Annotated in this window: 11 protein-coding genes; 8 read left to right on the top strand and 3 right to left on the bottom strand. The window is 62.5% G+C overall.

Annotated elements, in window-relative coordinates; genetic code table 11:
* Positions 1–9: 9 nt before the first annotated feature.
* The 3 genes from V1283_RS27490 to V1283_RS27500 are packed head-to-tail and all read right to left on the bottom strand — an operon-like array spanning position 10 to position 4,788.
* Positions 10–1,554, bottom strand: coding sequence for a SpoVR family protein (locus tag V1283_RS27490; RefSeq protein WP_334389702.1), 1,545 nt, complete (start codon positions 1,552–1,554; stop codon positions 10–12).
* Positions 1,551–2,831, bottom strand: coding sequence for a YeaH/YhbH family protein (locus tag V1283_RS27495; RefSeq protein ID WP_334389703.1), 1,281 nt, complete (start codon positions 2,829–2,831; stop codon positions 1,551–1,553). The genes V1283_RS27490 and V1283_RS27495 overlap by 4 nt, the downstream gene beginning before the upstream one ends.
* A 13-nt stretch (positions 2,832–2,844) precedes the next feature.
* A complete protein-coding gene (locus V1283_RS27500) occupies positions 2,845–4,788 on the bottom strand; it encodes a PrkA family serine protein kinase (protein ID WP_334389705.1) in 1,944 nt (647 codons plus the stop codon).
* A gap of 503 nt (positions 4,789–5,291) precedes the next feature.
* Between V1283_RS27500 and V1283_RS27505 the strand changes: the two genes are divergently transcribed.
* The 8 genes from V1283_RS27505 to V1283_RS27540 all read left to right on the top strand — a co-directional run bounded on the left by V1283_RS27505 (position 5,292) and on the right by V1283_RS27540 (position 14,265).
* Positions 5,292–5,897: a hypothetical protein gene (locus tag V1283_RS27505; protein WP_334389706.1), complete on the top strand. Its 606-nt coding sequence runs from the start codon at positions 5,292–5,294 to the stop codon at positions 5,895–5,897.
* A 73-nt stretch (positions 5,898–5,970) separates the two neighbouring features.
* On the top strand, positions 5,971–6,420 hold the full coding sequence (locus V1283_RS27510; protein WP_334389707.1) for a DsrE family protein: 450 nt from the start codon (positions 5,971–5,973) through the stop codon (positions 6,418–6,420).
* 402 nt (positions 6,421–6,822) lie between these two features.
* Complete coding sequence (locus V1283_RS27515; protein WP_334389708.1) at positions 6,823–9,669, top strand: bifunctional transaldolase/phosoglucose isomerase; 2,847 nt, start codon at positions 6,823–6,825, stop codon at positions 9,667–9,669.
* 12 nt (positions 9,670–9,681) lie between these two features.
* Positions 9,682–10,677: a phosphogluconate dehydrogenase (NAD(+)-dependent, decarboxylating) gene (gnd, locus tag V1283_RS27520; protein ID WP_334389709.1), complete on the top strand. Its 996-nt coding sequence runs from the start codon at positions 9,682–9,684 to the stop codon at positions 10,675–10,677.
* A gap of 6 nt (positions 10,678–10,683) precedes the next feature.
* On the top strand, positions 10,684–12,195 hold the full coding sequence (gene zwf, locus V1283_RS27525; protein WP_334389710.1) for a glucose-6-phosphate dehydrogenase: 1,512 nt from the start codon (positions 10,684–10,686) through the stop codon (positions 12,193–12,195).
* 3 nt (positions 12,196–12,198) lie between these two features.
* The gene (gene pgl, locus V1283_RS27530) at positions 12,199–12,954 is read left to right on the top strand and encodes a 6-phosphogluconolactonase (RefSeq protein WP_334389711.1); all 756 of its coding nucleotides are present in this window, start codon (positions 12,199–12,201) and stop codon (positions 12,952–12,954) included.
* A gap of 22 nt (positions 12,955–12,976) precedes the next feature.
* Positions 12,977–13,465, top strand: a complete 489-nt coding sequence (locus V1283_RS27535; RefSeq protein ID WP_442895886.1) for a gluconokinase — start codon at positions 12,977–12,979, stop codon at positions 13,463–13,465.
* Positions 13,462–14,265, top strand: a complete 804-nt coding sequence (locus V1283_RS27540) for an HAD family hydrolase (protein ID WP_334389714.1) — start codon at positions 13,462–13,464, stop codon at positions 14,263–14,265. The genes V1283_RS27535 and V1283_RS27540 overlap by 4 nt, the downstream gene beginning before the upstream one ends.
* Positions 14,266–14,396 lie beyond the last annotated feature (131 nt).

Here is a 14,396-nt window from a genome sequence, read left to right on the forward strand (position 1 = left end):
CGCGAGTAGCTAGGCCGCCACGGCGATGTTCCGCGGGTTTGCGACGTACTCCTTCAGCACCTTGCCGACCCCGTCGGTCTCGACGAGGGACACGTCGTAGCTCCAGAGATCGGCTAGGTGCTGGAGCACGCGCTTGGTGTCGGCCTCGCTGAGCTGGGCGCCCTTCACCACGGTGTGACGCAACATCAGGCGACGATCGCCGGCAAGGTCGACGTCGACGACTTCGATGTTCGCGTCGATGAAGCCGACGTCGTACTGCCGCGCCAGTTCGCGGCGCAGCCGGCGGTAGCCGCGCTCGTTGTGGATGGCGTCGACCAGGATACCGGCGCGCTCCTCCGGATCGTCATGCAGATGGAACAGGCGGAAGTGCCGCATCAGCCGCGGGCTCATGAACTGGCTGATGAAGCTTTCATCGCGATAATTGGCCCAGACGTCGCGCAGCACGCCCATCGCATCGCCCTTCCCGGCGATATCCGGAAACCACTCGCGATCCTCGTCTTTGGGATTGGTGACGATGCGCTCGATGTCCTGCATCATCGCAAATCCGAGCGCATACGGGTTGAAGCCGGAATAGCGGGGATCGTCGAACTCGGGCTGGAACACGACGTTGGTGTGCGACTGCAGGAATTCGAGGAAATTGCCGTCGGTCAGCCGTCCCTGCTGGTGCAGCCGGCTCATGATGCGATAGTGAACGTAGGTCGCCGTGCCCTCGTTCATCACCTTGGTCTGGCTCTGCGGATAGAAGTACTGCGCGATGTGCCGCACGATGCGCAGCAATTCGCGTTGCCAGGGACGCAGGCGCGGCGCCGTCTTCTCGAGAAAATACAGCAGGTTTTCCTGGGGCAAACCGAGCATCTGGCGGCGGCGCTCGACGTCCAGTATCGCGTCGCTCTTCACTTTGCCGCCCGGAACGGTGCGCCACAGATCGTTGAACGCGCTCTCCTCATGGGCGCGACGCCGGCCCGCCCGCTTTTCCTCGGCACGCAAGTCGAGACTCTTCTTGCCGGGATAGCGATCGATGCCGTGCGACATCAAGGCATGCGCGGCATCGAGCGTGTGCTCGACCGCCAGCCGACCGTGGCGCTCCTCGCAATGCGCCACATAGCGCTTGGCGAATTCGAGATAATCCAGAATGCCGTCGGCGTCGGTCCATTGCTTGAACAGATAGTTGTTCTTGAAGAAATGATTGTGGCCGAAGGCGGCATGCGCGATCACCAGCGTCTGCATCGTCGCGGTATTTTCCTCCATCAGGTAGGAAATGCACGGCGACGAGTTGATGACGATCTCGTAGGCCAGCCCCATCAGTCCCTTGCGATAGGACGCCTCCTGAAAGGCAAAGTGCTTGCCGAATGACCAATGCTTGTAGAACAGCGGCATGCCGACCGACGAATAGGCGTCCAGCATCTGCTCGGCGGTAATGACCTCGATCTGATTGGGATAGACATCGAGTCCCAATTCGTCCCGCGCAACCTGCTCGCAGGCGTCGCAGATCCGCTGCAGCGTCCGAAAGTCCCAATCGGCGCCCCGAAACAGCAGTTGGTCGGTCGCGGTCATGACGCGTTCCTTTCCTGCTGGCTACGGCGCTGGAAGAGATCGTGAAACACCGGGAAGATCTCGCTGCGCTCGTTGACCTTGCGCATCGAGAGCGGCGCGCCGCTCGCGCGCAGGCTCTCGTAAAGGGTCCACAGCGACGAATTGGGCATTTCGTAGGACAGGCCGTTTTCCTGGCCGACTTCCAGATAGGCAAAGAACTGGGTGATCGGCAGGATCTTGTCGGTCAGGAGACGGCTCGTGACCTCGCCGTCCGCGTAGGAATTGTCGCCGTCGGAAGCCTGCGCGGCATAGATGTTCCAGTCCGCCGGCCGGAACCGCGTGCGCACAATGTCATGCATCGCCTGCAACGCGCTCGACACCAGCGTGCCGCCGGAAGCCGGTCCGTAAAAGAACGTCTGCTCGTCGACCTCTTCGGCCCGGTCGGTATGCCGGATAAAAACGATCTCGACGTGACGGTAGCGGCGCTTCAGGAACACGTAGAGCAGCATGTAGAAGCGCTTGGCGAGATCCTTCATGTGCTCGGTCATCGAACCCGAGACGTCCATCAGGCAGAACATGACGGCCTGCGCCACCGGTTTCGGCACCGTCTCGAAGCGCCGGTACCGGATGTCGATCGGATCGATGAACGGGATGCGACTTATCTTGGCCCGCAGGGCCTCGATCTCGGCCATGAGCTCGGCGCGGCGCGCCTCGTCGCTGCAGTCCGCCAGTTCCGCCTCAAGGGCCGCCAGCGCCTCCGGCCTCGGCCGCCGCAGCGCAACACGCCGCGCCAGGGCGCGGCTTACGGTTCGGCTCACCGAGATGTTGGCGGGCGAGCCGGACGTCGAGTAACCCGCCCGGCGAATGCCCTCGCTCTCGACCTCCGCCAGCTTTCGCTTGGCGAGATCGGGCAATTCCAGATCGTCCAGGAACAGGTCGACAAACTCGTCGCGGCTGAGAACGAAGCGGAACGTATCTTCGCTGTCGCCCTCGCCCGCACCCCTTCCCTTGCCACCGCTCGGGTTCGGGCGCGGAAGGATATCGCCCTCGACGAACTTCTTGTTTCCGGGCAGCACCATGTCGCGCGTGCCGCCCTCGCGGCGAAAGCGCGGCTCGTCCATGCCATCGATCGGGACGCTGACCTCGCCGCCTTCCAGGACATCCTTGATGTCCCGGTCCTGCGACGATTTCTTCACCGCCCCCTGCACCAGCGCCTTGGCCCGGCGCAGGAAGCGCTGCCGATTCTCCAGACTCTTACTACCCGGATTCAGGCGCCGGTCGACGATGTGAATGGCCACGTTTTCATCCGCCTCAGCCAGCCTGTTTTACGCGCATGTACCACTCGACCAGCCGGCGGACCTGCCGCTCGGTGTAGCCGCGTTCGACCATGCGCGCGACAAACTCGCCATGCTTCTTCTCGGTCTCGCCGTCCTTCTTCGAACCGAACGAAATGACGGGAAGCAGGTCCTCGACCTGGGAGAATATCCGCTTTTCGATCACTTCGCGAATCTTCTCGTAGCTGGTCCACGACGGGTTCTTCCCGCTGTTCTGGGCCCGCGACCGCAGCGAGAATTTGACGACCTCGTTGCGGAAATCCTTGGGGTTGGCGATGCCGGCCGGCTTCTCGATCTTGGTCAGCTCCTGATTGAGTAGTTCGCGATCGAGCATTTGTCCGGTGTCGCGATCCTTGAAATCCTGGTCCTCGATCCAGGCATCGGCATAGTCGACATAGCGATCGAACAGGTTCTGGCCATAGTCCGAATAGGATTCGAGATAGGCCTTCTGGATCTCATGGCCGATGAATTCGGCATAGCGCGGCGCCAGTTCAGCCTTGATGAACTCGAGGTAACGCTTCTCGACTTCGTCGGGAAGCTGCTCGCGGCGGATCGCCTGCTCCAGCGTGTACATCAGATGGACCGCGTCGGCGCCGACTTCGCTGGTGTCGTGGTTGAACGTCGCCGCGAGAACCTTGAACGCGAAGCGGGTCGAAACGCCGTCCATGCCTTCATCGACGCCCGCAGCATCCCTGTATTCTTGAACGCTGCGTGCCTTCGGATCGGATTCCTTCAGGCTCTCACCGTCATAGATCCGCATCTTGGCGAACACGGTCGAATTCTCGTGCTTGCGCAAGCGCGACATCACCGAGAAGCGCGCCATCGTCTCCAGCGTGGCCGGGGCACACGGCGCGTTGGCGAGTTCCGAGCCCTGGATCAGCTTCTCGTAGATCTTCTGCTCTTCGGCGACGCGCAGGACGTACGGCACCTTGATGACGCAGATGCGGTCGATGAAGGCTTCATTGTTCTTGTTGGTCTTGAAGCTTTGCCACTCGGCCTCGTTGGAGTGGGCGAGGATCACGCCGGTGAACGGGATCGCGCCGATATTCTCGGTCCCGATATAGTTGCCTTCCTGCGTCGCCGTCAGCAACGGATGCAGCATCTTGATCGGCGCCTTGAACATTTCGACGAATTCGAGAATGCCCTGGTTGGCGCGGTTGAGGCCGCCCGAATAGCTGTAGGCGTCTGGGTCGTTCTGGGCGTAGGTCTCCAGCTTGCGAATGTCGACCTTGCCGACCAGTGACGAGATGTCCTGGTTGTTTTCGTCGCCGGGTTCGGTCTTTGCGATCGCGATCTGGCGCAACCGCGACGGCTGGATCTTGGCGACGCGGAATTGCGAGATGTCGCCACCGAAGGCTTCGAGGCGCTTGTAGCACCACGGGCTCATCAGTCCGGTGAGGCGACGGCGCGGAATGCCGTACTTCTCCTCGAGCATCGGCCCCAGCGAATCCGGATCGAACAGGCTGAGCGGACTCTCGAACACCGGACTGAGTTCGTCACCCGCCTTCAGCACGTAGATCGGATGAACTTCCATCAACGATTTGAGGCGTTCGGCGAGCGAGGACTTTCCGCCACCGACAGGTCCGAGCAGATAGAGTATCTGCTTGCGCTCTTCGAGACCCTGCGCCGCGTGGCGGAAGAAGCCTACGATGCGCTCGATCGTTTCTTCCATTCCGTAGAAACCGGCGAAGGCGGGATAGAGCCGCATCGTGCGGTTCAAAAAGATACGGCCAAGGCGTGGATCCTTGGCCGTGTCAATCATCTGAGGCTCACCGATCGCAGCTAGCAACCGCTCGGTAGCATTGGCATATCGCATCGGATCGCTTCGACACGACTCCAGATATTCCGCCATCGACATGTCGGTCTGGCTTCGAGCTTCGAAGGACCGGGCGAAAGCATTGAACAGAGAATCGTTGTACATGATCCGTCTCTCCATGGTCACCTGTAAATGCCGGACGCACCACTCGGGTTCCAGTGTCGGAGCGTCACAGCTTCCGTTCGCGAATCACCATCAGCACATGCACCAATTGGACACGCGAGCGACTTCACAATGCAATGCAATAGTCGTGCTAAGGGCGCTTGCCTCGTAAAGATACGGTCCCATTTCGCTCGCGTTGTATCCGTGCTGCAACATTTTCACCGGGTAACTACTGAACAACATGTAAGGGACTTTTTAAGGATTCCGAGTGGTCGTGCCGGCTCGAATCGGCGTCGGTTTGGCGATCCCAAGCAGCAAAGCTGAAAAATCCGGGGTTCTGAACGGCCCGAACGCACGATAGCAGCGCCTTTTTTGACATTCGGACGGCCAGCCCGCGGCAAATATGGCCAAGATGAACACGCATTCATTTGGCCACCCGCGCGTTGAACGTGGCGGCCGCCAACTGCAACTAAAGTCAAATGCCGCACGTTTAATCCGAGTCTGCCATGAAATACGCCTGCATCGCCGCCGCCATTGCCTTCGTCGTCGGAGCCCATGCCTGTCACGCCCAGGAGGGCGTCGACAAAGCCAAAGCCACCGCCTTCGATACCCGGATGTTCGGCGGCCCGCTCAGCCAGAAGACCTATGCCTGCTTCGTGCGTCGTTATGACGCCAGCCATCTGGCACAGCATCCGAAGCAGAAGGTCAGCGCGATGAAGCTGCTGGTGACCGCCGAGGACGCACCGGAAGACAAGACCGTCAACTATTCGTTCCGCCTCGGCTTCAAATATCGCCACCGCGCCGGCAATTTCGATTCCAGTGGCTTCTGCAGTCACATCGTCGCCGAGAACACCGGCGGCGAAATCCCGCTTGGCTGCGGCGTCGATTGCGAAGGCGGCGGCATTCAAGTGGCGATGAAGGACGACAGATCCGCGCTGATCCGGCTGGAGCGCATCAGGATCTGGCAGCGCAACAAGCCCGACGACGACGCCAGCAATGATCTGGTTGCCGGCGCCGACGACAATATCTTCCGCGTTGATCGCTCCGATCTGCACGAATGCTCCGAGTTGGTGACGGATCGCAAGGAGCTTGCGGCACTCCGGCACAAGTGAGCCATACTACATAGGTTGGTACGCCTCACTACTTAGGTCTGTGATCCACATTACTTTGGTCGGAGAGATTTTCATGCATCGACGCAATATCCTGTGGGGCGCGATTTCAGCTTTCGGCGCAGCCTTTGCCGCCTCTCGCGCCAACGCGGCCAGCGAGGCAGCACCTCCGGCGAAATTGAAAGTGGTTTATCACCTCAACGATCTCGACAAGGTCAGCTTCGTCCTCGGCAACATCCAGAACCATCTCGACGGCGTCGGCGGTCCCGACCATGTCACGATCGCGCTGGTGGTTCATGGCCAGGCGTTGCGGGCGTTTCATTCGGCTTCCGCCAGTCCTGATCTTTCGAAGCGCTTCAACCAGTTCTCCAAAGCCGGCCTCGAACTCGCCGTCTGTGGCAACACCATGAAGTCGCAGAATGTCACGCTGAAGGACTTGCTGCCGGGCTTCATTGCCGCCGAGCGCGGCGGCGTGGTGCGGATCGCGGAGCTGCAATCGCAAGGCTATCTCTACCTCCGACCTTGAGGCGTTGCCGATTGACGTGAAGCTTTCATGTCAATCGCTGGGCGGTTTAATCGCCGTACTTTCGCCCGCTGCATCGAGCTGAATACTTCCTGTGTTCGGATTCAGCCGCGACGGCGCCTGCCTGCCCGCTCCCACGCCGACATGCGGGTTATGTCATGACGGCCTCCTTCACGAATTCGTGCTTGTGCCCGTTGGTATCACAATTCGGGAGGCCGGCTCGACCGATCTGCTGGACGAGGCCGACAAGACCAGCCATTTTCGGGATCGAACCGGTGCCAATGGCGTTATCGTCCCGGACCGCCCCATTCCATCCGGCGGCACACCCAACCAAATGTTGACTTTCCGGCCCTGCCCCCGAAAGCTGCCGGAAACCCAAGAAACCGACCGAACAGAACAGGCACCATGAATCCCGTCAAAGCACTCGAAAACCATGGCCAGGCGATCTGGCTGGATTTCCTCGCCCGCGGCTTCGTCGCCAAGGGCGACCTCAAGGCGCTGATCGACACCGATGGCGTCAAGGGCGTGACGTCGAACCCCTCGATCTTCGAAAAGGCGATCGGCAGTTCGGACGAGTATGACGGTGCGATCGGCAACGCCCTGAAGGCCGGCGACCGCCCCGTCGCCGACCTGTTCGAGGCGCTCGCGATCGAGGACATCCAGAACGCCGCCGACGTGCTGCGCCCGGCCTACGACCGCCTGGACGGCAATGACGGTTTTGTCAGCCTCGAGGTCTCGCCCTATCTGGCGATGGACACCAAGGGGACCATTGCGGAAGCCGAACGGCTCTGGAAGGACGTCAAGCGCAAGAATCTGATGGTCAAGGTGCCGGCCACACCGGAAGGGCTGCCCGCGATCGAACATCTGATCGGCGAAGGCATCAGCATCAACATCACGCTGCTGTTCTCGCAGGACGTCTATCGCGAGGTGGCGGAGGCCTATATCGCGGGCCTGGAAAAATACGTCGCCACGGGTGGCGATCCCTCCCACGTCGCCAGCGTCGCGTCTTTCTTCGTCAGCCGCATCGATACCGCCGTCGACAAGCAGCTCGACGACAAGATCGCGCGGGCCAACGACCCCAGCGAGAAGGAGCGGCTCAGCGCGCTGAAAGGCAAGGTCGCGATCGCGAATGCAAAACTCGCCTATCAGGATTACAAGCGGCTGTTCGCCGGGCCGCGTTGGGAAAAACTTGCGGCCAAGGGCGCAAAGCCGCAGCGGCTGCTGTGGGCATCCACCGGCACCAAGAACAAGGACTACAGCGACGTGCTGTATGTCGAGGAACTGATCGGTCCCAACACCGTCAACACCGTGCCGCCGGCAACGCTCGATGCATTCCGCGACCATGGCAAGCCGAGGGACAGCCTTGAGGAGAATATCGAGGACGCGAGGTTGGTGCTGGAAGAGCTCGAAAAGTCCGGCATCTCGCTCGACGCCATCACGGAAGAACTGGTCAAGGACGGCGTCAAGCTGTTTGCGGATGCCGCCGACAAGCTCTATGGCGCGGTCGCGCAGAAGCGCGCGGCCTCGCTCGGCGGTGGCATCGACCGGCAGCAACTCGCGCTCGGCGACGGCATCAGCAAGGCCGTGGCTGACAGCACCGAGGATTGGCGTGCATCGGCGACCATCCGCCGCCTGTGGCAGAAGGACCAATCGGTCTGGACCGACGACGACGAGAACAAATGGCTGGGCTGGCTGAACAGCCCCGCGGCGGCCGATGTCGCCGACTACGAGGATTTTGCCCACCGCGTGAAGGGACAGAATTTCAGCGACGCCGTCGTGCTCGGCATGGGCGGATCGAGCCTCGGCCCGGAAGTGCTGGCGGAAACCTTCGCCAGGAAATCCGGTTTCCCGAAGCTGCACGTGCTCGATTCCACGGACCCTGCGCAGGTGCGCGCAATGGAGGAGACGGTCGACCTCGCCCACACGCTGTTTATCGTCTCCAGCAAATCCGGCGGCACCACCGAGCCGAACGTGATGAAGGATTATTTCTTCGATCGCGTCTCCAAGACCGTCGGCAAGGACAAGGCCGGGCATCGTTTCATCGCCGTCACCGATCCCGGCTCCTCGCTGGAGAAGACGGCGATCAAGCAGGGCTTTGCGCGGATATTCCATGGCGATCCCGCGATCGGCGGACGCTATTCCGTGCTGTCGCCGTTCGGCCTGGTGTCGGCGGCTGCCGCCGGTATCGACATTCGCAACCTGATCACGCACGCGCTCGCGATGGTGCGTTCCTGCGGCGCCGACGTGCCGCCGCATGAAAACCCGGGCGTACAGCTTGGGCTGGCGATGGGCCTCGCCGGCCTCGAAGGCCGCGACAAGGTGACGATAACCTCGTCGGAGAAGGTTGCCGATTTCGGCGCCTGGGCCGAACAACTGATTGCCGAATCCACCGGCAAGGATGGCAAGGGTCTGATCCCGATCGACGGCGAACCGCTCGGCGATCCCTCGCTCTACGGCAACGACCGCTTCTTCATCGATATCCGGACCGAAGGCGAAGACGACGCCTCGCATGACGACCGGCTCAAAGCGCTCGAAGCGGCCGGGCATCCGGTGGCCCGCATCGTCATGAAGTCGATCGACCATATCGGCCAGGAATTTTTCCGGTTTGAGATGGCGACCGCGGTGGCGGGCGCGATCCTCGGCATCAATCCGTTCAACCAGCCCGATGTGGAAGCAGCCAAGATCAAGACCCGCGAACTGACGGCTGCGTTCGAGAAGACCGGCACGCTGCCGGCGGAGAAGCCTGTCATTTCGACCGACGAAGCTGATCTCTACACCGACGCGCACAACGCGGCCGAGCTGCGCAAGGCCGGCGCCGACGGCACGCTCGGCTCCTGGATCAAGGCGCATCTTTCGCGTTCGGAGAGCGGCGACTACGTCGCCCTGCTCGCCTATATCGCGCGAGACCCCGGGACGATCGGTTCGCTGCAGAAGATGCGGCTTGCGGTGCGCGACACCCGTCACGTCGCGACCTGCGCCGAATTCGGCCCGCGCTTCCTGCATTCCACCGGGCAGGCCTACAAGGGGGGCCCCGACAGCGGCGTGTTCCTGCAGATCACCGCCGACGACGCCAAGGATCTGCCGGTGCCCGGACAGAAGGCAAGTTTCGGCATCATCAAGGCAGCGCAGGCGCGCGGCGATTTCGACGTGCTCACCGAACGCGGGCGGCGCGCGTTGCGCGTCCATCTCAAGGGTGATCTCGGATCGGGATTGTCTGCACTCGATGCCGCGATTGCGGAAGCGCTCAGCTAGGGAAATCGGGATATGCAACTCGGTATGATCGGGCTCGGCCGGATGGGCGGCAACATCGTCCGCCGGCTGATGAAGAACGGCCACACCGCCGTGGTCTACGACAAGGACGCGAAGGCGGTCGCCGGCCTCGCCGGCGAAGGCGCAGCCGGCGCCAGCACACTGGAAGATTTCGTGGCGAAACTCGAAAAGCCGCGGACCGCCTGGGTGATGCTGCCGGCCGGCAAGATCACCGAGGCGACCATCGAGGCATTGGCAAAGCTGATGCAGCCCGGCGACGTCATCATCGATGGCGGCAATACGTTCTGGCAGGACGACGTCCGCCGCGGCGCGGCGCTGAAGGCAAAAGGCCTGCATTATCTCGACGTCGGCACCAGCGGCGGCGTCTGGGGCATCGAGCGCGGCTATTGCATGATGATCGGCGGCGACAAGGCCGTGGTTGACCGCCTCGATCCGATCTTCAAGACGCTGGCGCCTGGGATCGGCGACATCCCGCGCACGTCCGGCCGCGAGAGCCGTGACCCGCGCGTCGAGCAAGGCTACATCCACGCCGGCCCGTCGGGCGCCGGACACTTCGTCAAGATGATCCACAACGGCATCGAATATGGCCTGATGCAGGCCTATGCCGAGGGTTTTGACATTCTGAAGAACGCCAACATCGAGGCGCTGCCGCCCGAGCACCGCTTCGACCTTGATATCGCCGATATCGCCGAGGTGTGGCGGCGCGGCAGCGTGATCCCGTCCTGGCTGCTCGATCTCACATCTTCTGCGCTCGCGGAAAACCAGACGTTGGATAACTACTCCGGCTATGTCGAGGATTCCGGCGAAGGCCGCTGGACCGTCAACGCCGCCATCGACGAGGCCGTGCCGGCGGAAGTGCTGACGGCGGCGCTCTATGCGCGCTTCCGTTCGCGCAAGGATCACACCTTTGCGGAAAAGATCCTGTCCGCGATGCGGGCAGGTTTCGGCGGCCACAAGGAGCCGCCGAAGAAACCTGGCACGAAGGCCTGAGCAGTCATGGCGGTCGGTCAGATAGCGCAGAAGAAACCCGATCCCTGCTCCTTCGTCATTTTCGGCGTGACCGGCGACCTGGCGCACCGGCTGGTCGTCCCTGCCCTCTATAACCTCGCCGCCAGCGATCTTCTGCCGGACAGGTTCTGCCTGGCCGGCGTCGCCCGCAAGGGCATGACGAGCGACAAACTGCGCGACAGCCTGATGAAAGGCCTGCGGCAGTTTGCGACCCGCCCCGTGGACGACGCGATCGCCCAGCGCCTCCTGGCATGCGTGACCTGCATCGAGGCCGATCCGAGCGAGCCTGAATCGTTCGACGCCATGAGCAAACAGCTCGACCAACTCGAAGCCGCGCGAGACACCGGCGGCAATCGCCTGTTCTACCTGGCGACGCCGCCCAACGCGTTCCTGCCGATCAGCCGTGAACTCGGCCGCACCGGCATGCTGGCGGAGAATGGCGCATGGCGGCGGCTGGTGGTGGAAAAGCCATTCGGGACCGACCTCGCTTCGGCAAAAGCGCTCAACAGTGAATTGCTCAAGCTGGTCGAAGAGCACCAGATCTACCGGATCGATCATTACCTCGGCAAGGAGACGGTGCAGAACATCCTGGTGTTGCGTTTCGCCAATGGCATGTTCGAGCCGATCTGGAACCGCAACCATATCGACCACATCCAGATCACCGTCGATGAAAAACTCGGCGTCGGGCATCGCGGCAGCTTTTACGACGCGACCGGCGCGTTGCGCGACATGGTGCCTAACCATCTGTTCCAGCTGCTGTCGCTGGTCACGATGGAGCCGCCGGTGAAATTTGACGCCCATTCGGTGCGCTCCGAAAAGGCCGAAGTGCTCTCCGCAATCCAGCCCCAGAGCGAGCAGGAGGCGCTGCACAATTCCGTGCGCGGCCAATACCGGAGCGGCAGGATTGGCGATGCCGAAATCGACGACTATCGCAGGACCCCCGACGTCAGGCCCGACAGCACCACCGAGACCTATGCCGCGCTGAAGCTGACCATCGACAACTGGCGCTGGGCCGGCGTGCCCTTTTACTTGCGCACCGGCAAGGCGCTCGGCGTCAAGCGCACCGAAATCGCCATCAAGTTCAAGCAGGCGCCGTTCGCGATGTTCCGCGACACGCCGGTGGACCGGCTGTCGCAGAACTACCTCATCATCTCGACCGAGCCGACCGAAGGCATCGCGCTGCAGTTCAACACCAAGGTGCCGGGGCCGAACATCAACATCGACGGCGTCGAGATGAAGTTCCGCTACAAGGACTACTTCAAGGCCGAACCTTCCACCGGCTACGAGACGCTGATCTATGACTGCATGATCGGCGACAACATCCTGTTTCAGCGCGCCGACAGCGTCGAGGCTGGCTGGCAGGCGGTGCAGCCGTTCCTCGATGCCTGGAAGAAGGCGGGCGGCAAGGGGTTGAAGGTTTACGAACCGGGCAGCGAAGGACCGGAGGAAGCCAACGATTTGCTTGAACGCGACGGCCGAAGCTGGCGAAAGCTCGGGTGAACAATGGCCGCGAACGACAACCGCCACTTGATCACGGTCGCCGACCCAACGGCGCTGGCGGCGACCGCCGCCGAACACGTGCTGGCCAGAACAGCCGCCAACAGCGGCCGCGTGGCGATCTGCCTGACCGGCGGATCGAGCCCGAAGCAGCTCTATCAGTTGCTGGCGACCGAGGCGTATCGCAGCCGGATCCCGTGGCAGCGCGTGCACTGGTTCATCGGCGACGAACGCTTCGTGCCGGCGGACGACCCGCTCAACAACATGGGCATGGCGCGAACGGCCTTCCTGGATCGATGCGCGCCGGCGGAGAACATTCATCCGATTCCGACCGCGACCGCCGACCCTGCTGATCCCGACCGGGGCGCCGCGCTTTACGAGCGGGAATTGCAGTCGTTTTACGGGGCCGACACGCTCGATCAAGCCAGGCCGCTGTTCGATCTCGTGCTGATGGGCGTGGGTCCCGACGGCCATACCGCATCGCTGTTTCCCGGCGATGGCGCACTCGACGAGACCGCGCGCTGGGTGGTCGGCGTGCCACGTGCGAATGTCGAGCCGTTCGTCCCGCGAGTTACCCTCACGCTGCCCACCCTTGCCTCCTGCCGCGAAATGCTGTTCGAGGTTGCGGGCGCGGAAAAGCGTGCGATCTTGACGCGCCTCTTCGCAGCCGAGAACCTGCCCGCCAACCGCGCGCGATCCACCGGCGAGACGGTCTGGCTGGTGGACCGCGCCGCGATTCCGGAGAATTTTGGTGGGCAGTAAGACCCCTTGTGCGCTGGTGGTGATGGGCGTTTCCGGCTCGGGCAAGAGCACCATCGCCGATCATCTCGCTGGACGGCTCGGCTGGTGCTACGAGGATGGCGACAGGTTTCACCCGGCAAGCAACGTCGCGAAGATGAGCGCCGGCCATCCGCTGACGGACGAGGACCGCTGGCCGTGGCTGCAGGCGATCGCCGACGAGATCGACCGCTTTGCGGCCGCCGGTGAGCGCGCCGTGATCGCCTGTTCGGCGCTGAAGCGCGCCTATCGCGACATTCTCGTGCACGGCCGCGACGATGTCCGCATCGTCTTTCTCGACGGAACGCAGGATCTGATCGCGGCCCGCCTCGCCGCGCGCAAGGGGCACTTCATGCCGCCGGGCCTGCTCGCCAGCCAGTTCAAGACACTGGAGCGGCCGGGAACGCACGAACGGCCGATCACGGTATCGATCGATGCGCCGGTCGAAAAAATCGTGGATGACATCGTCACTCAATTGAACCTGGTTCCCCAATGACCCGCATTGCGCTTGTTGTCTCCGACGTCGACGGCACCCTGTTGACGAAGGACAAGGTCCTGACCGATGGCGCAAGAGCGGCCGTGCGCAAACTGCACGAGGCCGGCATCGGCTTCACCATCGTCTCCAGCCGGCCGACCATCGGGATGGGATTTCTGATCGAGCCGCTTTCGATCGCCCTTCCCATCGGCGCCTTCAACGGCAGCTCGATCGTCGATGACAAGCTCAGGCCGATCGAGCAGCATCTGATCGCCCCCGCCGCGGCGCAGCGCAGCCTCGACGTACTCAATGCGTTCGGCGTCGATATCTGGTTGTTCACCAATGAGCGCTGGTACACGCGCAATCCCGACGGCGAATACGTCCCCCACGAAAAACGCGCGATCAAGGCCGATCCGACCATCATTCCGGATTTCACGCCGTATATCGGAGCGGCCTGCAAGATTGTCGGCGCCAGTTCGGACGCGGCGTTACTGCAGCGTTGCGAGGTGGCGATGAAGGAGGCGGTCGGCGCCGAGGCTACCGCGGTTCGCTCGCAGACCTATTATCTCGACGTCACGCCGCCCGGTCACGACAAGGGCACCTTCGTGGAAGCCATGGCGAAGCGGTTGGGTATTTCGGCCGCGGCGGTGGCAACTATCGGCGACATGGAGAACGATCTTCCGATGTTCGCAAAAAGCGGCGTGTCGTTTGCAATGGGCAACGCGGCCGACAACATCAAGCAGCGCGCGACGCATGTGACCGACAGCAACGAGCGGGACGGCTTTGCCGGCGCGATCGAGACGGTGCTGCAGCTCGGATAGGCCGGGCCGGCGTATCAAGCGCGGGTGAAGGATAAATCGAGGAATTCTCAAAGTCTTCATGCGGTGAATCCGCTCCTGTTGGCCGGCACGATCGGCAAGCGCGAGCCGGTGTCCGACCGCCGCCTCCTCCC

This window comes from Bradyrhizobium sp. AZCC 2262 (assembly GCF_036924535.1).
Classification (GTDB): domain Bacteria; phylum Pseudomonadota; class Alphaproteobacteria; order Rhizobiales; family Xanthobacteraceae; genus Bradyrhizobium.